The sequence below is a fragment of the Blastococcus jejuensis genome, from assembly GCF_039534705.1.
Taxonomy (GTDB): Bacteria; Actinomycetota; Actinomycetes; order Mycobacteriales; family Geodermatophilaceae; genus Blastococcus_B; species Blastococcus_B jejuensis.
Map to the genome: position 1 here is coordinate 1 of NZ_BAAAVV010000016.1, position 23488 is coordinate 23488.

Sequence of the window (23488 nt, forward strand, 5' to 3'; positions counted from 1 at the left end):
TCAGCTGCGCGGCCACGCCGGGCTGGCCGTGCCCGCCGGGGCGGCGCAGCAGCAGCGAGAACAGCTCGGTGCGGATCGCCGCGATCGGCCGCTCGTCGCCGTCGGCCTTCGCCAGCCGGGCGAGCTGATCGATGACCGCGTAGGCCTCCGCGGCCTCGTCGGCCGACAGTTCCGCGCCCAGGGTGGCCATGCCATCGTGACCGGGCTGCAGGAACACGTCGGCGCGGCGCTTGGCCTGCTCGCGGCGCTGGTCGGCGGCGACGGCGTCCAGCTCGGCCAGCAGCTCCAGCGCGCGGGCCCGCAGCCGGGCCACCGACAGGTCCACCGCCTCGGGCAGCAGCCGGGCCTCGACCGCCCGGGCCAGCTCGGGGCGGGTGGTGCCGAGCACGTCGGCCAGCGCGCCCGCCCGCGCCACGTCCAGGTCGCCGGCGGCCAGCGCCGCGTAGGTGGCGGGCAGGTTCTCCCGCCACGCCAACGCCCGGTGATGCAGATGCCTCGCGGTACCGCGGCCTCGGTTGAGCACCAGCGCCAGCTCCCCGGCGAAGAACTCACTCACCCCCACCGGATCCTCCCCGGCCGACCAGCCCGGCGCGCGTGTTCCCGGGGCGCCGGGCTGCGGGTCGTCGCCGTCGGGGGTCAGCTCGGCCAGCCGCAGGATCAGCTCCGCCTCGTAGGCGGCGTCCATCGCCTGCCGGCGCTGCCGCCGGGCCAACTCCGCGGCCGCCTGCCGCTTCGACAACAACTCCACCGGCAGCCCCGGCAGCTCGACCGGCTGGCCCAGCGACCAGTCGATCAGCACACCCTCGAACGTCGAGGAACCGGAAACCCGAGGCACACCCACAACCTAGGGAAGGGGTACGACAGTTTCCCGCCGACGACCTGCGCTTTCGGTCAGGGCGGCGGGAAGGGCGCGACGACCCCGCCGGGCAGGGTGCGTCGCACCGGAATGGGGCTCGATGTCCTCGTCCACCACCGCACCCCGCTGCCGCCCTCAGAAGCTGGTGACGACGGCGATGCCCGGCTGACGCCCGACGTCGGCCACCGCCCAAGATGCAGCCAGGACGTTTCGCCCGGGGAGCCCGCGTAGCTCGCCCTAACCGGCCCACTAAGGGACACCAGGCGGTTCGGTCCCCTTTGGTGCGGTGAGGGCTGCTCCAGCCGATACGTTGGGCCGGGCGCGATCCGATGCTCTCGACTGCATGGATGCCCAAACGGACGTGCCCTACATCTCGGGACAGGAGCGGCTGCGATGCCAATCGCAGAAGGGACGTATGGCCTCGAATGGTCACACGTGTACCTGTATGACGATGGCGCAGACGAAGATCTGCCCGAGTTCGATCCGTCGGCCCAGGTGGTCTTCGCGACCGCCAGCACGATTGTCGTTCGGGGACTTCCCGAAGCAGAAGGTGACGTCGGTCTGCGCGTCGTGTTCGACGAGTCCGCCGAAAGCAGCCGAACGCCAGAGCTTCTGGCCACGGGAGACTTCGCCGCTCCGTCGGGCCGGGTCATCGCGAGGACTTCGTCGTGGGACGAACCCATCCAGATGGCCGTCGCACCGGGCTCCTACCGATTCACGGTCCGCTCCGACGACGAGCAGTGGCCAACAGAAGTCCTCATCCAATTCGAGCGAGCTGCAGGCTAGAACCCCCGCCCGGGCGTCCTGGCGGTGTCCCTAAGGCCGCCTTCTGGGCGAGTCCGCGACGGGCAGTTAGCCCGATGCGATCACCCTCATTAGCCGTACTCAGAATCTCGTCACGACGGCGATGCCCGGCTCGCGTCCGACGTCGGCGAGCGCGCCGGCCGCCTGCTCCAGGCCGATCTCCCGGGTGACCAGCGGGCGCGGGTCCAGCCGGCCCGCGGCGATGAGACCGAGCAGCTCGGGATAGGCGTGCGCGGCCATGCCGTGGCTGCCCAGCACCCCCAGCTCGAGGGCGATGACCCGCTCCATCGGCACGTCGGCGCGCCCCTGCGCCGGCGGCAGCAGGCCCACCTGCACGTGCCGGCCGCGCGGGCGGAGGCTGCGGATCGAGTTCGCGCACGTCACCGGCGCACCGAGGGCGTCGAGCGAGACGTGCGCGCCGCCGCCGGTGAGCTCGACGACGGCAGCCGGGACGTCGCCCGCCCCGTCGACCGCGTGCTCGGCGCCCAGCGCCCGCGCCAGCTCCAGCGCGCCGGGGGACACGTCGACGGCGACGACGCGGGCGCCGGCCGCGGCGGCGATCTGCACGGCGGACAACCCGACACCCCCGCAGCCGTGCACCGCAACCCACTCGCCGGCCCGCACCCGAGCGACCTGGGTCACCGCGCGGAAGGCGGTCGCGTAGCGGCAGCCGAGCGCGGCCGCGGTGGTGTCGTCGAGCCCGTCGGGCAGCGCCACCAGGTTGACGTCCGCGGCGTCGAGCGCGACGTACTCGGCCAGCGAGCCCCAGTGGGTGAAACCCGGCTGGGTCTGCCGGGCGCACACCTGGTGCTCGCCGGCGGCGCACTGGGCGCAGCGGCCGCACGCGTTGACGAAGGGAACGGTCACCCGGTCGCCGACGGACCAGCGGGTGACGCCCCCGCCGACGGCCGCAACCGTCCCGGCGAGCTCGTGACCCGGCACGTGCGGCAGGACGACGTCGGGGTCGTGGCCCTGCCAGGCGTGCCAGTCGCTGCGGCAGATCCCGCTGGCACCGACCTGGACGACCACCCCACCGGGGGCGGGAACCGGATCGGAGAGGGTCTCCACCCGGAGCGGGCCGGCGAAGGAGTCGAACATCAGCGCGCGCACAGGGTGCAGCTTGCCCGGTGCCGCCGTGTGGTCGCCCCGGCCGCCCCGCACCGCGGCACCGGGGGCCGCAACGCGGCATCCGCCGTCGGCCAGACCGTCCGCCCCGGCGTCCACACAGTGGGACCGGTGTTTCACGTGGGACATCGGGCCACCTAGGATCGGGTCTGGCTCACGAGAGGCAGCGACAAGCACCTGGCTGGCTGCCCGGCAACCTCTACTCCGTCTGAGGTGCTCCAGGGGAAGAGCCGGCTCTCGCGGCGCCCGCCGCGGGGGCAAGGACGGAGCTCCTGCGCGCCGCGGGTTCTCCGCGACGAGAGGAGACGGCGCGTGACCGACCCCCAGGCATGGAGCTTCGAGACCCGGCAGATCCACGCCGGAACCAGCCCCGACCCCACCACCGGCGCTCGCGCGCTGCCGATCTACGCCACCACCGCCTACCAGTTCCGCGACAGCCAGCACGCCGCCGACCTGTTCGCGCTGGCCGAGATGGGCAACATCTACACGCGGATCATGAACCCGACGCAGGACGCGCTGGAGCAGCGCGTGGCGTCGCTGGAGGGTGGGGTCGCGGCCCTGGCGGTGTCGAGCGGCCAGTCGGCGACGACGCTGGCGATCCTCAACGTCGCCGAGACCGGCGACCACGTCGTCGCCTCGGCGTCCCTCTACGGCGGCACCTACAACCTGCTGCACCACTCGTTGCCCAAGCTCGGCATCACGGTCTCCTTCGTCGAGGACCCCGACGACCCCGAGGCGTGGCAGGCGCTGGTCCAGGACAACACCAAGGCGTTCTTCGGCGAGACGATCGGCAACCCGAAGGGCGACATCCTCGACATCGAGGCCGTGGCCGCGGTCGCGCACCGCAACGGCGTCCCGCTGATCGTCGACAACACCATCGCCACGCCGTTCCTGATCCGGCCGTTCGAGTTCGGCGCCGACGTCGTCGTCCACTCGGCCACCAAGTACCTCGGCGGCCACGGCACCGCGATCGCCGGGATCATCGTCGACGGCGGGACGTTCGACTGGTCCAGCGGCAGGTTCCCCGGCTTCACGACCCCGGACCCGACGTACCACGGCGTGGTCTACAAGGACCTCGGTGCGCCGGCCTACGCGCTCAAGGCCCGCGTGCAACTGCTCCGCGACCTCGGTCCGGCGATCTCGCCGTTCAACGCGTTCCTCGTCGTCCAGGGCATCGAGACGCTGTCGCTGCGCATGGAGCGGCACGTCGAGAACGCGCTGACGGTGGCGCAGTGGCTCGAGACCCACGACGAGGTCGACGCGGTGAACTACCCGGGCCTGCCGTCGTCGAGGTGGCATGCGGCGCAGCAGAAGTACGCCCCGAAGGGGGGCGGCGCGGTGCTCACCTTCGAGCTGCACGGCGGTCGCGAGGCCGGCCAGAAGTTCGTCGAGGCGCTGGAGCTGCACAGCCACGTGGCCAACATCGGCGACGTGCGCAGCCTGGTCATCCACCCGGCGTCGACGACGCACTCGCAGCTGACCGCCGAGGAGCAGCTGACCACCGGCGTCACCCCGGGTCTGGTCCGGCTGGCCGTGGGCCTGGAGGGCATCGAGGACATCCTGGCCGACCTCGAGGCGGGCTTCCGCGCGGCGAAGAGCGCCTGACGATGGGCGGGTGGGTCGAGGGGGATCCGGTCGGTGACCGGCGCTTCCTCGACCTGCCCGGCCCGTTCCCGCTGGAGCGGGGCGGGCAGCTCCCGGGCGTGCGGGTCGCCTACGAGACCTGGGGATCGTTCGACGGCTCCAACGCCGTGCTGGTGGAGCACGCGCTGACCGGTGACAGCCACGTCGTCGGCCCGGCCGGCCCCGGGCACCCGACCGGCGGCTGGTGGGACGGTCTGATCGGGCCGGGCCGGGCGCTGGACACCGGCCGGTTCTTCGTCGTCTGCCCGAACGTCCTCGGCGGCTGCCAGGGGACGACCGGCCCGTCCTCGTTCGCGCCGGACGACGGCCGCTGGGGCTCCCGGTTCCCGGAGGTGACCGTCGGCGACCAGGTGCGCGTCGAGGCGGCGGTGGCCGACGCGCTCGGCGTCGCGCGGTGGGCCTGCGTCGTCGGTGGCTCGATGGGCGGCATGCGCGCGCTGGAGTGGGCGGTCGCGCTGCCCGAGCGGGTGGAGACGCTGCTCTTCCTCGCGTCGGGTGCCGTGGCCACCGCCGACCAGATCGGCACCCAGACCACCCAGCAGGCCGCCGTCCGGGCCGACCCTCGCTGGTCCGGGGGCGACTACGACCCGGCCGACCCGCCGGTCGACGGGCTGGGCATCGCCCGCCGGATCGCCCACCTGACCTACCGCAGCGCCTTCGAGCTGGGCGAGCGCTTCGGCAACAGCGTGCAGGACGACGGCCGGTTCGCCGTCGCCTCCTACCTCGACCACCACGCCGACAAGCTGGCCCGCCGGTTCGACCCCGGCAGCTACGTCGTGCTGACCGAGACCATGAACACCTGGGACGTCGGCCGCGACCGCGGCGGCGTCGCCGCGGCGCTGGCCCGGGTGACGGCGCGGTCCCTGGTCGCCGGCGTCGACAGCGACCGGCTCTACCCGCTGGCGCTGCAACAGGAGGTGGCCGACGGTCTCGGCGTCCCGCTGCGGGTGATCTCCTCGCCCTACGGCCACGACGGCTTCCTGATCGAGGTCGACGCGGTCGGCGGCCTGCTGCGGGAGCTGCTGGGCTGACTGGCTAGCGTCGGGCCATGAGCTACGACGTCGCGGCGGTCCGCGCCCAGTTCCCCGCGCTCAAGGCCGGGACGGCGCACTTCGACGGACCCGGCGGATCGCAGGTGCCGGAGCCGGTGGCCCGGGCGGTCGCCGACCTGCTGATGTCACCGATCGCCAACCGTGGGCGGGTCACCGCAGCCGAGCGGCTGGCCGACGACACCGTGCTCGAGGCACGGCGGGCGATCGGGGACCTGCTCGGCGCCGACCCCCGCGGGATCGTCTTCGGCCGCAGCGCCACCCAGCTCACGTTCGACCTGGCCCGGACGCTCGCGGCCGGCTGGGGCCCCGGGGACGAGGTGGTGGTGAGCCGGCTCGACCACGACGCCAACATCCGGCCGTGGGTGATCGCGGCCGAACGCGCCGGGGCCACCGTGCGCTGGGCCGCGTTCGACCCCGCGACCGGCGAGCTGACCGCCGACGACGTCGCCGCGGTGCTCACCGACCGCACGAAACTGGTCGCCGTCACCGGGGCCTCCAACCTGATCGGCACGCGCCCGCCGGTGGCGGAGATCGCCGCTCGCGCCCACGCGGCCGGCGCGCTGCTCGCCGTCGACGGCGTCCACCTGACCGCGCACGCACCGATCGACGTCGCGGCGCTGGGCGCCGACTTCTTCACCTGCTCGCCGTACAAGTTCCTCGGCCCGCACTGCGGAGTCCTGGCCGCCGACCCCGCGTTGCTGGCGAGGCTGGCACCGGACAAGCTGCTGCCGTCGACCGACGAGGTGCCCGAGCGGTTCGAGCTGGGCACCCTGCCCTACGAGCTGATGGCCGGGACGACGGCGGCGGTGGAGTTCCTCGCCGGTCTCGACCCGGCCGCGACCGGCAGCCGGCGGGAGCGGGTGCTGGCGTCGATGGCCGCCGTCGAGGCATACGAGGACGGGCTGCGCGCCGACCTGGAGGCCGGCCTGGCAGCGCTGCCCGCCGTCACGCTGTGGTCCCGCGCGGCGCATCGCACGCCGACCCTGCTGCTCACGTTCGACGGCCGCGACGCCGCCGACGCCTACCGGTTCCTGGCCCAGCGCGGGGTCAACGCCCCGGCGGGGTCCTTCTACGCCATCGAGGCCAGCCGCTGGCTCGGGCTGGGCGACACCGGGGGGCTGCGCGCCGGGCTGGCGCCCTACAGCGACGCCGACGACGTCGAGCGCCTGGTCACCGGCCTGCGGGAGTGGCTGGCCTCCTGAGCGCGAGATCTGCACATCCGCCCGGTTCAGAGCTCTGAAAGGGGCGAGTGTGCAGATCTCGTCGCGGAATCAGGGCATGCCGTCGTCGGGCACCCAGCCCGCCGGGGGGAGCGGGCGGCGGACGACCGGGCGCACCTTCCGGGCCTGCGGCAGCCGCTCGTAGTACTCGGCGGCGTTCCACCGGATGTGCGCCAGGTCCTCGTCGGTGGCCTCGCGGACGACCTTGGCGGGCATGCCGGCGATGACCGAGCGCGGCGGGAACTCCTTGCCCTGAGTCACCACCGCGCCGGCGGCGACGATCGAGCCCGTGCCGATGTGCGCGCCGTTCATCACCACGCTGCCCATGCCGACCAGGACGTCGTCGTCGATGCGCGCGCCGTGCAGCACGACGCGGTGGCCGACGGTGACGCCGCGGCCGACCACCAGCGGGAAGCCGGGGTCGGAGTGCAGGGTCGAGCCGTCCTGGATGTTGGAGCGCTCGCCGATCTCGATCGTCTCGTGGTCGGCACGGGCGACGGCGCCGTACCAGATGCTCGCCTCCGCGCCCATCGTCACCGCGCCCACCACGACCGCCGTCGGCGCGACGAAGGCGTCGTCGTCGATCTTCGGGGCTCCGAAGGGCAGTTCCGCGATGTAGTTGTCGCTCGTCACGCCGTCCTCCTCGTTCGCACGTCGGCGGTGAGTCTGGCAGTCAGGGGGTGACCTCCGCGAGGGCTCGGGGGATCTCCGGCGGCAGCTCGCGGGCGAGGAAGCCCAGCTTCCCGACCGACGACGCCAGCCGCTCCCCCGTCCGACCGTGCAGCCAGGCGGCCCAGACGGCGGCCTGCGCGGGGTCCGCGCCCCGGGCCAGGAGCCCGCCGACGATGCCGGCCCGCACGTCGCCGGCACCCGAGACACCGAGCCCGGCACCCCCGCTCTCGTCCCGCCAGAGGTCGCCGTCGGGGGTGGCGATCCAGGACGTGACGCCGCCGAGCCCGACCACGCCGCGCGCCCGGCGGGCCAGCTCGATGGTCGCGCCGGAGGGGTCGTCGTCGATCGTCTCCTCGTCGACGTGCAGCGAGTGCGCGATCTCGGTCGGGTTCGGGGTGAGCACCACCCGGCCGTCGAGGTGGTGCAGGCACGTCTCGTCGGCGGTGACGTTGGCCAGCCCGAGCGCGTCGAGGGCCAGCGGGCAGCGCAGGTGGGGGAGCAGCCGCTCGCCGAAGGCCTGGGTGGCCTCGGTGTCGGCCATGCCCGGGCCGATCAGGACGGCGTCGGCGGCCTCCGCGAGGTCGCGCACGGCGTCAGCGGCGTCTGGGCCCAGCGCTCCCCCGCCGGTCTCGGGCAGCGGGCGCACCTTCGCCTCGGGCAGCGCGAGCGCCGCGAACGGCGCCATCGAGGCGACCGTGGCCACCTGCAGCTTGCCGGCCCCCGCGCGCAGGGCCGCCTCGGCGGCGAGGACGACGGCGCCCAGCGTCTCGGTGCTCCCGCCGATCACCAGGATCGAGCCGCGCGCGTTCTTCCCGCCGCTCGGATCCGGCAGCGACCACCCGCGCAGCACCTCCGGCGTGACCAGCGTGGCGTCGGGGCCGTCGGCATCAGGTGCGCGGTGCGGCATCGGGCTCCTTCGTGACGTCCTCGGCCTCGGTGACCAGGTGCTCCACCTCGTTGAACGTGACGAGCCGGAAGTCCCCGGCGTCGTCCCGCTCGTACCGGGTGAGCGAGGCGTTGGCGACCTGTTCCTCCTTGTCGACGGCGAGCAGTTCCTGCTCGGTCAGCTCCTCCAGCACGTACCGGAAGACCATGATCACGGCCTGGTGGGCGACGACCAGCAGCCGCTGGCAGTCGTTGCGCAGGCCCTCGGTGGCCAGCAGGCTCCGGATCCGCAGGGCGACGTCGGCCCAGCTCTCCCCGCCCGGCGGCCGGTAGTAGAACTTGCCGAGCAGGTCACGCCGGCCGGCCTCGTCCGGGAACTGCTCGCGGATGCCGGCGCCGGTCATCCCGTCGAAGGCGCCGAAGTCGCGCTCGCGCAGGCGCTCGTCGGTGCGCACCCGCACGTCCAGGGCACCGGTGGCGAGCTGGGCCGTGGTGAGAGCCCGCTTGAAGGGGGAGCTCAGGGCCGCCGTGGGCCGCTCGTCCTCCGGGAGGCCGGCCAGCCACTTCCCGAGCGCCTCGGCCTGCGACCGGCCGGTGTCGGACAGCGGGACGTCGGGGTCGCGCACGTCCAGCTCCAGCCGCCCCGCACCGGCCTTCTGCGCGTGCGCGTCGGCCACGTTGCCGATGCTCTCGCCGTGCCGCACCAGCCAGATCACCGACGGCCCCGGTTCCCGGTCGCCCACGTGCACCCCTCCCCGCCTCGGATCGATCCCCGGCCCGGTAGCCGCCGGGCGCCGTCGCGAAACGGCCGCCCCCTGGACGGGTGCGCCCGTCGCTGCCCAGGATGGCGCGGTGACGCTGCCGACCGACCTGCCCGTGCTGGCCTTCCCCGACCAGGCCGCGCTCGAGGCGTGGCTGGAGAGCGAGCACGCGACCGCCCCCGGCCTGTACGTGCAGCTGGCCAAGAAAGGCGCCGGCGTGCCGTCGGTGACCTACGCGGAACTGGTCGAGTCGTGCCTGTGCTTCGGCTGGATCGACGGGCGGTCCAACCGGCTCGACGACCGGTTCTACCTGCAGCGGATCACGCCGCGCCGGGCCCGCAGCGTCTGGTCGCAGAAGAACGTCGACGCGGTGGAGGCGTTGCTCGAGGCCGGGCGGCTGCGGGCGGCCGGGATCGCCGCCGTCGAGGCCGCCCGGGCCGACGGGCGGTGGGAGCGCGCCTACGCCGGCTCCGCCGACATCACCGTGCCCGACGACCTCGCCGCCGCCCTGGACGCCGAGCCGGCCGCGAAGGCGGAGTTCGAGGTGCTGGACGGCGCCAACCGGTACGCCGTCCTGTGGCGGGTGCACACCGCGGCGAGCGAGGCGACGCGGGCGAGACGGATCGCGACGCTGGTGCAGATGCTGCGCGAGGGCCGCCGCATCCACCCGCCGTCCTCCGGTTAGACCTCGATCGTGGGCCGCTCGCGCCAGAAGGTGGCGTCCCGGCGGCGCCACCAGAGCATCAGGACCACGCCCGCGCCCAGCACGCCGACCCCGATGACCAGCGGCGGCCCCACCCCGAGCCACGCCTGGCCGGTGTAGGAGTTGCCCGGGTCGGCCAGGTCGCGCACCGAGAGGACGAGCAGCCAGGTCAGCATCGCCGCGCCCGCGACCGGGCCCACCCCGAGCAGCAGCAGGTCGCGCACGCTGCGGGTCAGCCGGCGCCGGAAGGCGACGGCGCAGGCCAGGCCGGTGAGCGCGTAGTAGAGCGCGATCAGCAGGGAGAGGCCGGTGATCGAGTCGTACAGCGCGTTCTCGCTGAGCAGCCCGACGCCGACGTACCAGGCGACGGCGATGCCGGCGACCCACCAGGTGGAGACGTCGGGGGTGCGCCGGCTCGGCGAGATGTGCGCGAACCGGCGCGGGAGCGCTGCCCGCCGGGCCATCGACAGGCCGGTGCGGGACGCGGGGATGATCGTCGTCTGCGTGGAGGCGAGCGCCGAGGTGGCGACCGCCACCAGCACCACCCAGTCCCAGCCGCCGAGGGCCTCCGTGGACAGCAGCGCGAACACCGCCTCCTCCTCGTCGGCGTTCTCCGCCAGCCAGTCCGCGCCGGCGAAGGAGACGACCGCCGTCGCGACGCCCACGTAGGTGAGCAGCAGGACCACCGTCGAGAGCACCGCGGCCCGTCCCGGCGTCCGCTCCCCCCGGGCCTCCTCGGTGAGGTTGACCGTCGACTCCCAGCCCCAGTAGGCGAAGACGCCCAGCAGCAGACCGCCGGTCAGGGCCGCGCCGCCGGCGCCGGACGGGTCCAGCCAGGCGACCGACGGCGTGAGGGCCCCGAACGGGCTGTCGCCGCGCACGCCGCGGGTGAGCGCGACGCCGGCGAAGACGGCCAGCGCGAGCGTCTGGGCCACGATCAGCCCGTTCTGCATCCGGGACGACAGCTCCGTCCCGCGCACGCAGATCGCCGCCATCACCACGATGACGCCGACGGACAGGCCCATGACGACGGGCGTCGACTCCGCCCAGCCGTCGAGTCCGAGGGCGAGCAGCGAGAAGCGGACACCCACCTCGGCCAGCGAGCCGAGGACGAGGACGCCGGTCATGGTGATCGCCCACCCACCGATCCAGCCGGCCCACGGGCCCATGGCGCGGGTGACCCACGAGAACGTCGTCCCGCAGTCCGGGTCGACGCGGTCGAGAGCGGCGAACGCACCGGCGATCAGCAGCATCGGCACGAAGGACGCGAGGAGGACGCCGGGGGCGTGCACGCCGACCAGCGCCACCACCGGGCCCAGGACGGCGGCCAGCGAGTAGGCGGGCGAGGTCGAGGCCAGGCCGATGACCAGGGTGTCGAGGAACCCGACGGCATCGGGGCGCAGGGTGCCCCCGGACGTGCGGTCCACCGTCGGTGTGCTGCTCACGCCGACCGTTCTACCGGGCGGGCGACCGGGGCCGACCGGCGCGGGTCAGCCGACGATGCGGGTGGCGAACCGGTAGCCGGCCTGGTCGACGCTGGTGACCGCGACCGGCTGCCCGAACGTGCGGGCGTGCACCATCATCCCGTTGCCGATGTAGAGGCCGACGTGGCTGATCGGGCTGTAGAAGAAGACCAGGTCGCCGGGCTGGAGCTCCGATCGCGACACCTGCCGGCCGAGCGAGGACTGCGCGCGGCTCGAGTGCGGCAGCGCGACCCCGGCGGCGCGGTAGGCGTAGGAGGTCAGTCCCGAGCAGTCGAAGCCGGTCGGACCCGACGAGCCCCAGACGTAGGGGGAGCCGACCTTGGCCAGCGCGGCGCCGATGGCGATCGCCGCGGCGCTCCCGGGGGCGAGCGGGAGCGCGTCGACGGACGGCACGGCCAGCGCGGGACCGGCGATCGCGGTGGCGACGGCGGCCTGCTCGGCGGCGGACAGGCGGGCGAAGTCGGCCTGGTACTGCTGGACGCGTTCCTGGACCTCGGCCTGCTGGGCCTGGAGCTCGGTGAGCCCGGCCTCGGCCCGGGCGGCGGCCTCGGCGGCGACGGCCTGGGCCTGCTCGGCGGCGTCCTGGAGGGCGGCCACCTGCGCGATGATCTCGTTGGTGTGCGCGGCGATCAGGTCGAGCGTCGTCATCTGCTGGACGAGTTCGGTGGCCGAGTCGCTGGTGAGGAACGCGGCGACCCGCGACTGGTTCTCCCCGGTGAAGCCGCTGTGCGCGATGGCCCGCAGCTGGGGCTCGTAGGCGTCGACGGCCCGCTGCGCCTCGGCGGCGGCGGCGGCTGCCGCGTCGGCGGTGGCCCGCTGCTCGGCGACGGTGACCTCGGCCTGGTGGACCTGCTCGTCGATGACGGTCAGCTCCTGGGCGGCCTGCCGCACCTGCGCCATGGCCTCCGCGGCGGTCCCGGGCTCGGCGGAGGCGACCGTCGGCGACAGCACGCCGGTGGCGGTGGCGACGAGGGCCGCACCGAGAGCGAGGACCGCGCGCGAACGACGCCGGGTGGTCGAGCGCGTGAGCTGCACCGTGGCCTCCGTCTGCTGCGCCGGGCCCGGGGAAGGGGCCGCGTTCCATGCGCGTCGGAAACGGACGGTAGGCAACCGTTGTCGACAAGTAGTGGGGGCGCGCTGGGCGACATTCACCCTGGCGCCACGCACGTCACACCTGTCGCGGGGGGCGCCATCCGCCGCTCCCGTCACAGGCTGGGCGACGGAACGGGTTGACGCGGGCAGGGCAGGACGGATCGACTGCAGGGTCGATCGACGGGAACACGCCGCGGTGCCGAGGCGCCCCGGAACACGTGCGAACGGCCCGCTGCGAGCGTGCGAGCCGGAGGGGTCTCCCTCAGCCGGCGAGCGGCTCCTGCGACTGCAGGCTGGAGACGCTGCGGAAGTCGCGCAGGATGGCGGAGAGCTCCTCGGCGGTCCACGGCTCGCAGCAGTCGCACCCGCCGTCGCGGTAGCTGGCGAGGCCGAGCTTGCCGCCGGCCTGGTCCTCTTCGATGGAGAGGTGCCCGGCGGAGGGGTGCCGGTGGCAGGCGCAGGCCGCGGCGCAGAGGCCCAGCCCCCACCCGGAGATGACCACGGTGTGGCCGTCGTCCCGGACCTTGCCCACCTGGAAGACGGACGGCTTGCGACTCCTGCTCACGGAGCCTCCCCTCGACGGTCCCCATCTCCGAGATGAGGACACGCGGCGTGACGTACTGGGTATCGGCAGGACTCCGCGGTCACTGGATCGATCGCGACGGAAGTCATCCGAAGGCGGGGTGTAGCAGTGCTGCCGTCCCGGTACCGAGCGTAATTACATCGGTGCAATACGTCGCCGTCAGTTGTCCCCAGCGGTTGACCGCACCGGTTGGCGGAACTCCACCGCTGCCCGGCGCGTCGCGTGACGCCTGGGACTCGTGGGACGAAAGGTCGCCGAACGACCGTCCTGGCTCAGCTGGCGGGGCTGACGCTGCTCATGTTGAAGTCGGGCACCCGCAGCGCGGGCATGGCCGCCCGCGTGAACCAGTCGTTCCACTCGCGGGGCAGCGTCCGCTCCGTCCGCGACGCCTGGGTGGCCCGGCCGAGCAGGTCCACCGGCGACTCGTTGAACCGGAAGTTGTTCACCGCCCCGGTCACCTCGCCGTCCTCCACGAGGAAGACGCCGTCGCGGGTGAGACCGGTGAGCAGCAGCGTCTGCGGGTCGACCTCCCGGATGTACCAGAGGCAGGTCAGCAGCAGGCCGCGCTCGGTCGCCGCCACCATCTCGGGCAGCGTCGCGGTGCCCGTCGGGTCCTCGAGGATCAGGTTGTCGACGGCGGCCGTCGCCGGCGCCGTCGTCTTCAGGGCCCAGGCGCGCGGCCGGATCAGGTTGGTCAGCGTGCCGCCGGAGATCCAGTCCACCGCGGGCGTGGCCATCCCGTTGTCGAACACCGAGGCCGACCCCGACGAGGCGCCGACGACCTGGAACGGCGTCGTCTCCAGGCCGGGCGCGCAGGGGTCGCTGCGCAGGGTCAGCGGCAGTTCGGCCAGGCGCTCCCCGATCCGGTTGCCGCCGCCGGGCTTCGCGAAGACGTTGCGGCCCTCGTCGGCGTCGCGGGCCTCCATCGTCCAGTACAGGTAGATCATCAGGTCGCTGACGGCCGAGGGCGGCAGCAACGTCTCGTACCGGCCGGCCGGCAGGTCGACCCGGCGCTGCGCCCAGGTCATCTTCTGCGCCACCTCGGCGGCGAGGTCGGCGACCGAGACGTCGGCGAAGTCGCGGGTGCCGACGCCGGTCCACACCGAGCGGGCGAAGTCGGTGCTCTTCCCGTTGAGCTCGACCCGCCCGGTCGGCTGGTCGGTGCGCAGCCGCAGCCCGGTGGAGCTGCCGAGGTAGGTCGTGGTCAGCTGGTGCTCGGCGAAGCCGAACAGCAGGTCGCCGCGGTCGCGGGCCTCGCCGAACGCCTGGCCGAGCGCCGGCGCGAACTCGCCGAACACCTCGATCGACGTCGACGCGGGCTCGGCGGCCCAGTCGCCGGCGCCGGGCGGGACGTCGGAGATCAGCGGCATGGCGTCCTCGGCCGGTCCCGCGTCGCGGGCGGCCTGCTCGCTGGCGGCGACCAGCTCGGCGACGTCGGGCGTCCCGGTGCGGGTGACGGTGCCGGCGGCCATACCGGCACCCCCGTCGAGGAACGAGACGACGACGACCCGCCGCGAGCGCATCGACCCGTTGGTGGTCAGGCTGTTGCCGGCCCAGCGGAGGTTGGCCTCCGAGCTCTCGACGACGAAGGCGATCTGGCCGTCGGCGGCCGAGGCCGCCAGTGCCCGCTCGACGATCTCCTGTGGCCTCATCGCTCCGCTCCTCGCTCGCTGGCGCTCGCTGCGCTGCTCGCTTGCCGTCTCGCTGGCGCTCGCCGGCAGAGGGCATTCATCGCCCGGCCTCCTGGACGGTGTTGAGGATGGTGACGTTCTCGAACAGCGCCGACGGGCAGCCGTGGCTCACCGGTGCGACCTGGCCGGGCTGGGCCTTGCCGCAGTTGAACGCGCCGCCGAGGACGTAGGTCTCCGGCCCGCCGACCACCGACATCGAGCCCCAGAAGTCCGTGGTCGTCGCCTGGTAGGCCACGTCGCGCAGCTGCCCGGCGAGCCGGCCGCCCTCGATCTTGTAGAACCGCTGACCGGTGAACTGGAAGTTGTAGCGCTGCATGTCGATCGACCAGCTCTTGTCGCCGACGACGTAGATGCCGCGCTCGACCCCGGCGATGATCGCTTCCGTCGAGGGCCCGCCGGGCGCCGGCTGCAGCGACACGTTGGGCATCCGCTGGACCGGCACGTGGCGGGAGGAATCGGCGAAGGCGCAGCCGTTGGACCGGGGCATCCCCCGCAGCCGGGCCATGTTCCGGTCGACCTGGTAGCCGACGAGGACGCCGTCCTTCACGATGTCCCACTGCTGCCCCGCGACACCCTCGTCGTCCCAGCCGACCGTGGACAGCCCGTGCTCGGCGACCCGGTCACCGGTGACGTTCATCTGCGGCGAGCCGTACTGCAGGCTGCCGAGCTTGTCGACCGTGGCGAACGACGTGCCGGCGTAGGCCGCCTCGTAGCCCAGCGCCCGGTCGAGCTCGGTGGCGTGCCCGATCGACTCGTGGATGGTGAGGAACAGGTTCGAGGGGTCGATGACCAGGTCGTAGCGGCCGCCCTGGACCGACGGCGCCTTGGTCTTCTCGCGCAGCAGCTCGGGGATCTCGGCTAGCTCGGCGTTCCAGTCCCAGCCCGTGCCGGTGAGGTACTCCCAGCCGCGGCCGACCGGCGGCGCGAGGGTGCGCATGCTCTCGAACTGGCCGGTCGCGCGGTCGACGGTCAGCGCCGTGAACTCGGGGTGGATGCGCACCCGCTGCTGGCGGGTGCGCGTGCCGGCGGTGTCGGCGTAGTACTTCTGCTCCTTGACCAGCATGCAGCCGGCCTGGACGTGCTCGACCCCGTCGGCGGCCATCAGCCGCTCGGAGAGCTCGATGAGCAGGCTCGACTTCTCCGCGTCCGGCACCGCGAACGGGTCGATCTCGTAGGCCGACACCCACGAACCGTCGTAGGTCGGCTCGGGCGCCAGCTCCACGCGATCGCTGTTCACCGCGGCGGAGACCTTCGCGACGGTGACCGCCTCCTCCGCCAGCCGGACCGCCTCGGCGGCGGTCAGGACGACGCCCGCCGCGAAGCCCCACGTGCCCTCGTGCACGACCCGGACCGCGAGCCCGAGGTCCTCCTCGTCGGAGAACGCCTCGGGCCGCGCGTCACGCAGGCTGATCGTCTGGGTGCGGATCCGCTCCACCCGGATGTCGGCGTGCTCGCACCCGAGGTCGACGGCCCGGGTGAGGGCGGCGTCGGTCAGCGCGGAGAGGGGGAGCGCGAGGAAGGACTCGTCGACGGCGCGGGCGGCTGGCACGGCGCCCTGTCTACCAGCCGGATCCGCGCCGACACGACCAGATTGTTCGCACGGCTACAGATTTTGCCGCCACACCGCGGCGGTCAGCCGCGGGCCAGGACCTCGTCGAGACGCTCGTAGCCCTCGACGACACCGGTGTCCATGCCGCTGGCGACGAACGCGTCGCGGTCGGCGAAGGAGTCCACCAAGGACGTCGAGGTCAGCCGCGTGCGGCCGTCGCCGAGGTCCTCGAGCACCAGCTTCTCCAGCGCGACGCCGTCGGGCATCCCCTCGAAGGTGAAGGTCTGCACGATCAGCTCGTTCGGCCGAACCTCGTGGAAGCAGCCGTGGAAGCCGTACTCCTCGCCGTCGCGCGAGTGGATGTAGCGGTAGGAGCCGCCGGTGCGGCAGTCGTGGTGGTCGATCCGCATCTCCATGCCGCGTGGGCCGAGCCACTGGACGAGCAGCTCGGGGTCGGTGTGCGCGCGGAAGACCTTCTCCGGGGGCGCATCGAACTCCCGGACGATCCTCACGAGCGGGACGTCGGGGTCGGAGACGATCTGGGTCTCGTGGTGGGTGGTGCTGGTCATGTCGGTTGTCCTTCCTGGTGTGGGGTGGGTGACCGCCCGTCCGGCCTGACGTCGTCCGGCATGGACCGGAGGACGTCGTCGAGACGGCGGTAGCGCTCCTCGGCCTGCCGCCGGTACCGCTCGATCCACTTGGTCATGAGGTCGAAGACATTCGCTTCGAGATGGACCGGCCGGCGCTGGGCCTCCCGGCTTCGGCTGACCAGGCCGGCGTCCTCGAGCACCTTGAGATGCTTGGAGACGGCCTGGACGGTCACGTCGTAGGGCGCGGCGAGCTCGTTGACCGTGGCATCGCCGACCGCGAGCCGTGCCACGATGTCCCGCCGGGTGGGGTCGGCCAGGGCCGAGAACACCCGGGAGAGCGGATCTGCCGCCACTGCATCCTCCTTGTTCAACCTCTCGGTTGATAAGGACGCTAGCCCTCGACCGCAGCGTGGTCAACCGTTCGGTTGAAAAAGAGGGGATTCAGCTTTCGGTACAGGAAGCTCAGCCCGGCGGTCGAGCTTTCTGTACAGAAAGCTCCGGGGTCAGCCGGCCGCGAGGCGGGCGGCTCGCGCCGCGACGTCGGCGCGCAGCGCCTCGACGTCGACCCGCGTGGACGCCCCGTCCCGGACCACCTGCGCACCCCCGACCCAGACGTCGCGGACGTACCGCCCCCCGCCCGACCAGACCAGGTGTGCCGTCAGGTCGGCCGGGGAGAGCACCGGCTCGAAGACGAGATCCCGGGTGTCCACGTGCACGAGGTCGGCCCGGCGGCCCGCGACGAGCTGCCCCAGATCGGGTCGGTCGATCGCGTCGGCCGCACCGCCCGTGGCCAGCCACAGGGCCTCGGGTGCGGTGAGCGCCGTGGCCGACGCCCCGACCAGGCGCGCCAGGGAGGCGGCCAGCCGCACATCGGCGAACAGGTCCAGCCCGTCGTTCGACGCCGGGCCGTCGGTGCCCAGGCCCACCCGGATCCCGCGGTCGAGCATCGCCCGAAGCGGCGCGATCCCGCTGGCCAGCTTGGCGTTGCTGGCCGGGCAGTGCGCGACGGCGACGTCGTGCTCCTGCCAGACGGCCAGGTCTCCGTCGTCCATGTGGACGCAGTGCGCGGCGAGCACCCGTCCTCCGAGCACGTCGTGGGCGGCCAGGAGCACCGGCACCGACAGGCCGTGCGCGGCGAACAGGTCGTCGCCCTCGGTCGCGGTCTCGGCGACGTGCAGGTGGAGCAGCAGGCCGTGCTCCCGGGCTGCCGCCGCGGCTTCGCGCAGCACCGGGAGAGGGACGGTGTAGGCGGCGTGCGGCCCGAGGCCGTACTCGATCGTGCCGTCGTCGGGCCCGGAGGCGGCCAGGGCCACCGCCTCGCGCAGCTGCTGCTCCATCGGCGGCATCCCCGGCAGCGGCAGGAGGGGCGTGGCGATCACCGCGCGGGCGCCGGTCGCCCGCACCGCGGCGGCGATCCGCTCGGGGTGGAAGTACATCTCGACGCTGGTGGTGACGCCGTTCGCGAGCAGCTCGGCCGACGCCGCGGTCATCGCGACCTCGACGTCCTCGGGCGTGAGCCGCGCCTCCCGCGGCCACATCACCTCGCGCAGCCAGCGGTCCAGCGGCAGGCCCTCGCCCTGGCCGCGGAACAGCACCATCGGCGCGTGCGAGTGGGCGTTGACCAGCCCCGGCGCGAGCACACCGGGCAGCTCCACGACCTCGGCGCCGGCGGCCGGTGGCGCCTCGGCGGCGGGGCCGACCCAGGCGATCCGGCCGTCGGCGACGTCCAGCACGGCGGCGGGGATCACGGTGCCGGCGCGGTCACCGACGACGACGGCACGGGCGGTGAAGCGCTGCGGCATGCCGGCGAACCTAGCGCCGCCCGCCTCCCCGACGTCCGGGCGACTCCCAGGACTCGCGGATACGGTGGGGGCATGGATCTCCTCGCCGCAGCGTCCGACGAGGGCGGGATCACCGGCTTCCTGCTCGACCTCGTCGACAGGCTGGGGGCCGTCGGGGTCGGGCTGAGCATCCTGGCCGAGACCGTCGTCCCGCCGATCCCGAGCGAGGCGGTGCTGGGGCTGGCCGGCGTGCTCATCAACGACGGCCGGATGTCGATCGTGCCGGTGATCCTCTTCGCCACCCTCGGCTCGCTCGTGGGTGCGGTCTTCTTCTACTACGTCGGCCGCGCCCTGGGCCCGCGCCGCTCGCACGCGTTCCTCGACCGGCTGCCGCTCGTGGAGACCGCCGACGTGGACAAGACCTTCGACTGGTTCCGGCGACACGGCCGGTCGGCGGTCTTCTTCGGCCGGATGGTGCCGATCGTGCGCAGCTTCATCTCGGTGCCCGCCGGGGTGGTCCGGATGCCGCTGGGCCAGTTCCTGCTCTTCACGGCCGGTGGCAGCCTCATCTGGAACACCGTGCTCGTCAGCCTGGGCGTGGCGGCGGGTGACTTCATCCAGGCGAACCTGCGCTACCTGGACTACGTGGTCGTCGCCGTCGTCGTCCTGGCCGTGGCGTGGTTCGTCTACCGCAAGGCGACCGGGAAGCTGCGCCGCCCGCCCACGGCGGGCGCCGACCTGCCGACCGACGAGCGCGACCAGGCAGCATGACCCGGCAGCGCCCGCAGGTCGTCGCCTTCGACGTCAACGAGACGCTGCTCGACCTCGCCCCGGTCCGCGCCGCCCTGGTCGAGGCCGGACAACCGGAATCCCTCCTGCCCACGGTGTTCGCCCGCACCCTGCTGACCGGGATCGCCGCCGCGTCGCTGGGGGACTGGTGCCGGTTCCGGGACGCCTTCGACGCCGCGCTGGCCCAGGTGAGCGATCTGGACGGACCGGTCCGGACCGGGATCGCGGACGCGTTCGGCGAGCTCAGCCCCCACCCGGACGTCGAGCCCGCACTGCGTCGGCTCGCCGCCGCCGGGGTCCGGGTCGTCACGCTGACGCACGGCTCCCCCGGGGTCGCCGAGGCCGCCCTGGAGCGCGGCGGGATCAGCCCGCTGGTGGAGCGGTGCCTCTCCAGCGAGGAGATCCGCGCCTGGAAGCCCAGCCGGGAGGTCTACCTCTGGGCCGTCGGGAGATGCGGGACGACGCCGGAGCGCACCGCGCTCGTCGCCGCCCACGGCTGGGACGTCCTGGGCGCGCAGCGGGCGGGGCTCACCGGCGCGTGGTTCCCGCGCGCGGAGCGCAGCTACCCGGCCGTGTACGCGGCTCCCCACGTCGCCGCGGCCGATCTCGGCGCCGCCGTCGACGCGCTGCTCGACCTCCCGTGACCGCGCGGGAGATCGCCACCCCGCTGGGTCCGGCCCGGGCGCACACCACCGGCGACGGCACGCGCGGCACCCTCGTCCTCGGCCACGGCGCCGGCGGCGGGACCGACTCCGGTGACCTGCTGGCCGTCACCGCGGCGGCGGCGGAGGACGGCTGGCGGGTGCACCGCGTCGACCAGCCCTGGCGGGTGGCCGGGAAACGGATCGCCCCGGCTCCGGCCCGGCTCGACGTCGCCTGGACGGCGGTGCTCACGGCCCTGCGCGACGACGACCTGCTGACCGGCCCGCTCGTGCTCGGCGGGCGCAGCGCGGGGGCGCGGGTCGCCTGCCGCACCGCGGCGGAACAGGGCGCTGCCGGGGTGCTCGCGCTGGCGTTCCCGCTGCACCCACCCGGTCGGCCCGAGAAGAGCCGCGCCGACGAGCTGACCTCGGTCCGCGTGCCGCTGGTCGTCGTCCAGGGCGAGACCGACGCCTTCGGCGGCCCCGAGGAGGTGGCGACGGCGCTGGCCGGGCACGCGCACGCCTCGGTCTACGGCGTGCCCGGCGACCACGCCCTCACGAAGAACGTCGACGTGGTCGCCGCGGCCGCGCTGTCCTGGCTGGGTGAACTTCTACGGACGGCCCAGGCCTGACGACGCCTTAGTCGCTGTATCCCGTTTTCCGTAGGGTTTCGGCGCCGGCAGCGACCGTCCGGTCCACAAGACCCAGCACTATGTCCTCCGCCATCACGTCAAGCCGGTAGGTCAGTGCTGGACTCACCGTCGGCTGCAGGTCGCGAATCAATGCTTCTTCAACCACGGCGACGGGGCTTCCACCGACGATTACGAAGTCGGGGCCATCTGCTTGCCCCTTCATGATCATGCAGCTAAACGCAAGGGTGATCTTCGCGGACGCGGGCGGGGCAGACTTCGCTTCCAACTGAAGGATTCTCGAGTTGGGCGGATTGCGATACGGTTCCAATCTCGCAACGGATCCGCTAGCGAATCCCTTCCGAATCGACAGCGGGTGCTCAACGGGGTTCGAAACCATGGCCCGATCGAGAGCAGCGACGAACTCGTCAAAGAGCAAGGATGCGAGCGCATCAACCTCCTCGTGCGGCAAACCGCCTCGCCCCAAGAGTGCCCGCCGCATCTCCTGCATGCGGTCACTCACGCTGGGGCGGGGTTGACGACGCATATCGGCAGACACCATTCGCACGACATCCACGGCCCGATCGGCGATGAAGTGAATGAAGGGCCGATAGGCACCGCGGTCAGCAGCTTCGAGAGCATCCAGGTAGGCAGGTTTTTGGTCCGCAAAGATCACCAACGGGACGCCTGGCGACCGGTAGAGGTACACAGAAGCGAGCGCTCGCGACACCCTACCGTTTCCGTCCGCAAACGGATGAACGCACACAAAGGCGTAGTGCGCGTATGCCGCTTGAACTACTGGGTGAGCGGTCGCGAACGCCTCGCTATTCAACTCTTGAATTAGTCGATGCATCTCGGCAGGCGTATCCGAGACGGGCGCATACCCATGAATCTGATTGGCGGCGAGATTCAGGGGGTTATTTGGAAAAGCCTTATAGCTACCCTTGGGGAGCGGATGGTCCTGCTTTCCAGCCGCCGTGATTACTGCGTGCGTATCCTGCGAGGCGCAGATTACCGTGTGCAACTCTTTGATCCACGTCTCGGTAATTGGCCTGCTTTGCGTTGCCACATCCAATACGAATTCATATCCATTGAGCGCGTCCTGAATCGCTCTCTCTACAGACTCACCCTTCTGGAGGTGCACGTTGTCCCACGCGGCCGCCTCGGCCGCAACGGTAAACGTGAAACCTCGATCAACCTCGTAGAGTCCTTCGATCGCCCCCGTGTCAATCGCAGCCCATTTAGTAGCCTTTTCCACGGCAGCCGCCATCTGCTCTTTCGTGGCGGCTGCGCGAGCTTGCTCTAGGATGTCCGCAAACTGTGAGAAGGTGGTGTCGTCGAAATCGACTTCGGTGAACTCTTCAAACGATGGAAAGGGCTCATACTCAGCCAGTTCGGGGGCTGCCATATTGGGTTGCACTCTCCTTCTGAACCGACAGCAAACAATAGCTAGGCTGCTCGGGGTGGGGCAACCCACTTCTCGACAAAGGGAAGTAGCCCTGCTCCGGCACGGAGGAAGCCACGCTATCGCGGCAACACGAGGATGCATCAATAGCCAGTCAGTTCCCGTACGAGGTCGGCCCAGCCGGCCGGGTAGCGGCAGCTGGGGTGCGGTCGGGCGGGATCCCGAGTCAGGCAGGCCGCCGCATTGCGGCGCTCGACCGCTACTAGTCATCCGGCGGGAGGCCACTGCAGGAGCGGGCAGGCGCAGTTACAGGACGGTAGTTCAGCCGGCCACGCCGCGAGCCGGTCGAGCTCGGCGCGAAGCACAACTCCGCGGGCCTCGGTGACCGGGTCGGTGCGCGCGATGTCCGACGCGACAGCCGAGCGGGGACCGCAGGTCGCCGGGAAAACAGCAGCTCCACCCCGAAGGATCACCTTCGGACACGTGACGAGCGCGGGGGGGAGTGCGACAGGAGCTGGCAGCCGAGCAGGACGAACGGCTCAGCCTTCCCGTCAGCCGGTCCGAAGGGCCGGCGGCCCTAGTTCGCGACGAATGAGGGCCCGATAGCGGGTCTCTCAGCGACGGCGGCGCCGCAGCAGCAGGAAGATCAGCAGCAGCACGCCGAGGATCCCCGCCGCGGGAGCCGCGTAGCGCGCCATCGCCGCGCCGCCGGCAACCTCGAGGAGGTCGATCGGCTCGGGCTCGGCCTGGGGCCGGGGTCGGGCCGGCGGGGTCGTCGTCGGCAGGGTGCGCACGGGGGCGCCGGTCGCGGGCCGGGTCGGCGGGGCCGTGGTGCCGGTCGGCGGGCCGCTGGGCGCGGCCTTCTTCGCCGGGGCGGCCTTCTTGGCCGGCTTCTCCTCCAGCGCCTTGTCGGTCGCCGCGGCCGCGGCCTTCTTCGTGGCCGCCGCGGTCTTCTTGACCGCCTTCGCGGCGGCGCCGTTGCCCTCGACCTGCTCGGCCGAGGCGGCGATCTCCTCGACCGCCCCGGCCGCCGTGGCGGCGGCCTCGGCGGCCGCGGTCTCGGCCCGCTCGGCCTGGCCCTCGGCGGTGCCCTCGCCGAGCTGGGCGGCGAGCTTGTCGGCGAACTGGCCGAGCAGCTTGTTGCCGACGTCGGTCATCACCCCGCGGCCGAACTGGGCCGGCCGGCCGGTGATGTTCAGGTCGGTCAGGACGTCGACGCGGGTCACCGAGCCCTCGGCCTTGAGGTTCGCGGTGACGACCGCGGCGGCCGTGCCGTTGCCGCGCTGGTCCTTGCCGCGGGCGTCGATGACCGCCTTGTGGTTGGCCTCGTCCTTCTCGATGAACGACGCCTTGCCCTGGTAGGTCAGGTTGATCGGTCCGAGCTTGACCTTGACCCGGCCGGTGAAGTCGTCCCCGTCGACGGAGTCGAGCGCGGCTCCCGGCATGCACGGGGCGATCCGCTCGATGTCGAGGAGCACCCGCCACGCCTCGTCGACGGGCACGGGAACGGTGAACGAGTTCTCCAGCTGCAC

The 23488-nt window shown here is 72.8% G+C and carries 23 protein-coding genes and 1 riboswitch; of the genes, 8 read left to right on the forward strand and 15 right to left on the reverse strand.

The features are described 5' to 3' along the window. On the reverse strand, positions 1-835 hold an 835-nt coding region (locus ABD644_RS20575; protein ID WP_344690928.1), incomplete at its 3' end, for a DUF222 domain-containing protein. 456 nt (positions 836-1291) lie between these two features. Between ABD644_RS20575 and ABD644_RS20580 the strand changes: the two genes are divergently transcribed. Next, a complete protein-coding gene (locus ABD644_RS20580; RefSeq protein ID WP_344690929.1) occupies positions 1292-1642 on the forward strand; it encodes a hypothetical protein in 351 nt (116 codons plus the stop codon). Between the two features lie 99 nt (positions 1643-1741). Here the strand turns inward: ABD644_RS20580 and ABD644_RS20585 are convergent, their stop codons facing one another. Beyond that, positions 1742-2770, reverse strand: coding sequence for a zinc-dependent alcohol dehydrogenase family protein (locus ABD644_RS20585; RefSeq protein WP_344690930.1), 1029 nt, complete (start codon positions 2768-2770; stop codon positions 1742-1744). A gap of 167 nt (positions 2771-2937) precedes the next feature. Further along, positions 2938-3055: riboswitch (SAM riboswitch) on the forward strand. Between the two features lie 42 nt (positions 3056-3097). Between ABD644_RS20585 and ABD644_RS20590 the strand changes: the two genes are divergently transcribed. The 3 genes from ABD644_RS20590 to ABD644_RS20600 are packed head-to-tail and all read left to right on the forward strand — an operon-like array spanning position 3098 to position 6683. Next, a complete protein-coding gene (locus ABD644_RS20590; RefSeq protein ID WP_344690931.1) occupies positions 3098-4390 on the forward strand; it encodes a bifunctional o-acetylhomoserine/o-acetylserine sulfhydrylase in 1293 nt (430 codons plus the stop codon). A 2-nt stretch (positions 4391-4392) separates the two neighbouring features. Continuing rightward, the gene (gene metX, locus ABD644_RS20595) at positions 4393-5460 is read left to right on the forward strand and encodes a homoserine O-acetyltransferase MetX (RefSeq protein WP_344690932.1); all 1068 of its coding nucleotides are present in this window, start codon (positions 4393-4395) and stop codon (positions 5458-5460) included. A gap of 17 nt (positions 5461-5477) precedes the next feature. Further along, entirely contained in the window at positions 5478-6683 is a 1206-nt protein-coding gene (locus ABD644_RS20600) for a cysteine desulfurase-like protein (protein WP_344690933.1), read from the forward strand. Positions 6684-6752: 69 nt separating this feature from the next. Here the strand turns inward: ABD644_RS20600 and ABD644_RS20605 are convergent, their stop codons facing one another. The 3 genes from ABD644_RS20605 to ABD644_RS20615 are packed head-to-tail and all read right to left on the reverse strand — an operon-like array spanning position 6753 to position 9001. Continuing rightward, positions 6753-7334, reverse strand: coding sequence for a gamma carbonic anhydrase family protein (locus ABD644_RS20605; protein ID WP_344690934.1), 582 nt, complete (start codon positions 7332-7334; stop codon positions 6753-6755). A 40-nt stretch (positions 7335-7374) separates the two neighbouring features. Next, positions 7375-8280, reverse strand: coding sequence for an NAD(P)H-hydrate dehydratase (locus ABD644_RS20610; RefSeq protein ID WP_344690935.1), 906 nt, complete (start codon positions 8278-8280; stop codon positions 7375-7377). After that, positions 8261-9001: a histidine phosphatase family protein gene (locus tag ABD644_RS20615; RefSeq protein WP_344690936.1), complete on the reverse strand. Its 741-nt coding sequence runs from the start codon at positions 8999-9001 to the stop codon at positions 8261-8263. Before ABD644_RS20615 ends, ABD644_RS20610 begins: the two co-directional genes overlap by 20 nt. 109 nt (positions 9002-9110) lie before the next feature. Between ABD644_RS20615 and ABD644_RS20620 the strand changes: the two genes are divergently transcribed. Further along, entirely contained in the window at positions 9111-9704 is a 594-nt protein-coding gene (locus ABD644_RS20620; RefSeq protein WP_344690938.1) for a YdeI/OmpD-associated family protein, read from the forward strand. Here the strand turns inward: ABD644_RS20620 and ABD644_RS20625 are convergent. From ABD644_RS20625 to ABD644_RS20660, 8 genes are all read right to left on the reverse strand, one after another. Continuing rightward, positions 9701-11167, reverse strand: coding sequence for an APC family permease (locus ABD644_RS20625; RefSeq protein WP_344690939.1), 1467 nt, complete (start codon positions 11165-11167; stop codon positions 9701-9703). The two genes, ABD644_RS20620 and ABD644_RS20625, sit on opposite strands and share 4 nt — an antisense overlap. Positions 11168-11212: 45 nt before the next feature. Next, positions 11213-12241, reverse strand: a complete 1029-nt coding sequence (locus ABD644_RS20630; RefSeq protein WP_344690940.1) for a C40 family peptidase — start codon at positions 12239-12241, stop codon at positions 11213-11215. Between the two features lie 319 nt (positions 12242-12560). Next, positions 12561-12863 carry a hypothetical protein gene (locus ABD644_RS20635; RefSeq protein WP_344690941.1) on the reverse strand — a complete coding sequence of 101 codons (303 nt, stop codon included), beginning with the start codon at positions 12861-12863 and terminating at the stop codon, positions 12561-12563. Positions 12864-13153: 290 nt separating this feature from the next. Beyond that, entirely contained in the window at positions 13154-14533 is a 1380-nt protein-coding gene (locus ABD644_RS20640) for a metallopeptidase TldD-related protein (protein ID WP_344690942.1), read from the reverse strand. Between the two features lie 76 nt (positions 14534-14609). Then, the gene (locus tag ABD644_RS20645) at positions 14610-16121 is read right to left on the reverse strand and encodes a TldD/PmbA family protein (protein WP_344690943.1); all 1512 of its coding nucleotides are present in this window, start codon (positions 16119-16121) and stop codon (positions 14610-14612) included. 83 nt (positions 16122-16204) lie between these two features. Then, a complete protein-coding gene (locus ABD644_RS20650; RefSeq protein WP_344690944.1) occupies positions 16205-16690 on the reverse strand; it encodes an SRPBCC family protein in 486 nt (161 codons plus the stop codon). After that, positions 16687-17064: an ArsR/SmtB family transcription factor gene (locus ABD644_RS20655; RefSeq protein ID WP_344690945.1), complete on the reverse strand. Its 378-nt coding sequence runs from the start codon at positions 17062-17064 to the stop codon at positions 16687-16689. The genes ABD644_RS20650 and ABD644_RS20655 overlap by 4 nt, the downstream gene beginning before the upstream one ends. A gap of 150 nt (positions 17065-17214) precedes the next feature. Continuing rightward, positions 17215-18513 (reverse strand): amidohydrolase family protein, encoded by a 1299-nt coding sequence (locus tag ABD644_RS20660; protein ID WP_344690946.1) that lies wholly within the window; start codon positions 18511-18513, stop codon positions 17215-17217. 72 nt (positions 18514-18585) lie between these two features. Here ABD644_RS20660 and ABD644_RS20665 point away from each other — a divergent pair, with 72 nt between their 5' ends. Genes ABD644_RS20665 through ABD644_RS20675 form a run of 3 tightly spaced genes read left to right on the forward strand, consistent with a single transcriptional unit; the run spans position 18586 to position 20554 of the window. Continuing rightward, positions 18586-19263, forward strand: a complete 678-nt coding sequence (locus ABD644_RS20665; protein WP_344690947.1) for a DedA family protein — start codon at positions 18586-18588, stop codon at positions 19261-19263. Continuing rightward, a complete protein-coding gene (locus ABD644_RS20670) occupies positions 19260-19925 on the forward strand; it encodes an HAD-IA family hydrolase (protein ID WP_344690948.1) in 666 nt (221 codons plus the stop codon). The genes ABD644_RS20665 and ABD644_RS20670 overlap by 4 nt, the downstream gene beginning before the upstream one ends. After that, positions 19922-20554 (forward strand): alpha/beta hydrolase family protein, encoded by a 633-nt coding sequence (locus ABD644_RS20675; RefSeq protein ID WP_344690949.1) that lies wholly within the window; start codon positions 19922-19924, stop codon positions 20552-20554. The genes ABD644_RS20670 and ABD644_RS20675 overlap by 4 nt, the downstream gene beginning before the upstream one ends. Positions 20555-20561: 7 nt before the next feature. On the opposite strand, the gene ABD644_RS20680 is transcribed toward ABD644_RS20675, so the two are convergent. Both ABD644_RS20680 and ABD644_RS20685 read right to left on the reverse strand, forming a co-directional pair. Beyond that, positions 20562-21959, reverse strand: a complete 1398-nt coding sequence (locus ABD644_RS20680) for a Fic family protein (protein ID WP_344690950.1) — start codon at positions 21957-21959, stop codon at positions 20562-20564. Between the two features lie 611 nt (positions 21960-22570). After that, positions 22571-23488 (reverse strand): SRPBCC family protein, encoded by a 918-nt coding sequence (locus ABD644_RS20685; protein ID WP_344690951.1) that lies wholly within the window; start codon positions 23486-23488, stop codon positions 22571-22573.

Coding starts and splice junctions, on each gene's coding strand:
- ABD644_RS20610 (WP_344690935.1), bottom strand. CDS start 8,280: ATGCCGCACCGCGCACCTGATGCCGACGGCCCCGACGCCACGCTGGTC.
- ABD644_RS20665 (WP_344690947.1), top strand. CDS start 18,586: ATGGATCTCCTCGCCGCAGCGTCCGACGAGGGCGGGATCACCGGCTTC.
- ABD644_RS20660 (WP_344690946.1), bottom strand. CDS start 18,513: ATGCCGCAGCGCTTCACCGCCCGTGCCGTCGTCGTCGGTGACCGCGCC.
- ABD644_RS20640 (WP_344690942.1), bottom strand. CDS start 14,533: ATGAGGCCACAGGAGATCGTCGAGCGGGCACTGGCGGCCTCGGCCGCC.
- ABD644_RS20680 (WP_344690950.1), bottom strand. CDS start 21,959: ATGGCAGCCCCCGAACTGGCTGAGTATGAGCCCTTTCCATCGTTTGAA.
- ABD644_RS20670 (WP_344690948.1), top strand. CDS start 19,260: ATGACCCGGCAGCGCCCGCAGGTCGTCGCCTTCGACGTCAACGAGACG.
- ABD644_RS20650 (WP_344690944.1), bottom strand. CDS start 16,690: ATGACCAGCACCACCCACCACGAGACCCAGATCGTCTCCGACCCCGAC.
- metX (WP_344690932.1), top strand. CDS start 4,393: ATGGGCGGGTGGGTCGAGGGGGATCCGGTCGGTGACCGGCGCTTCCTC.
- ABD644_RS20600 (WP_344690933.1), top strand. CDS start 5,478: ATGAGCTACGACGTCGCGGCGGTCCGCGCCCAGTTCCCCGCGCTCAAG.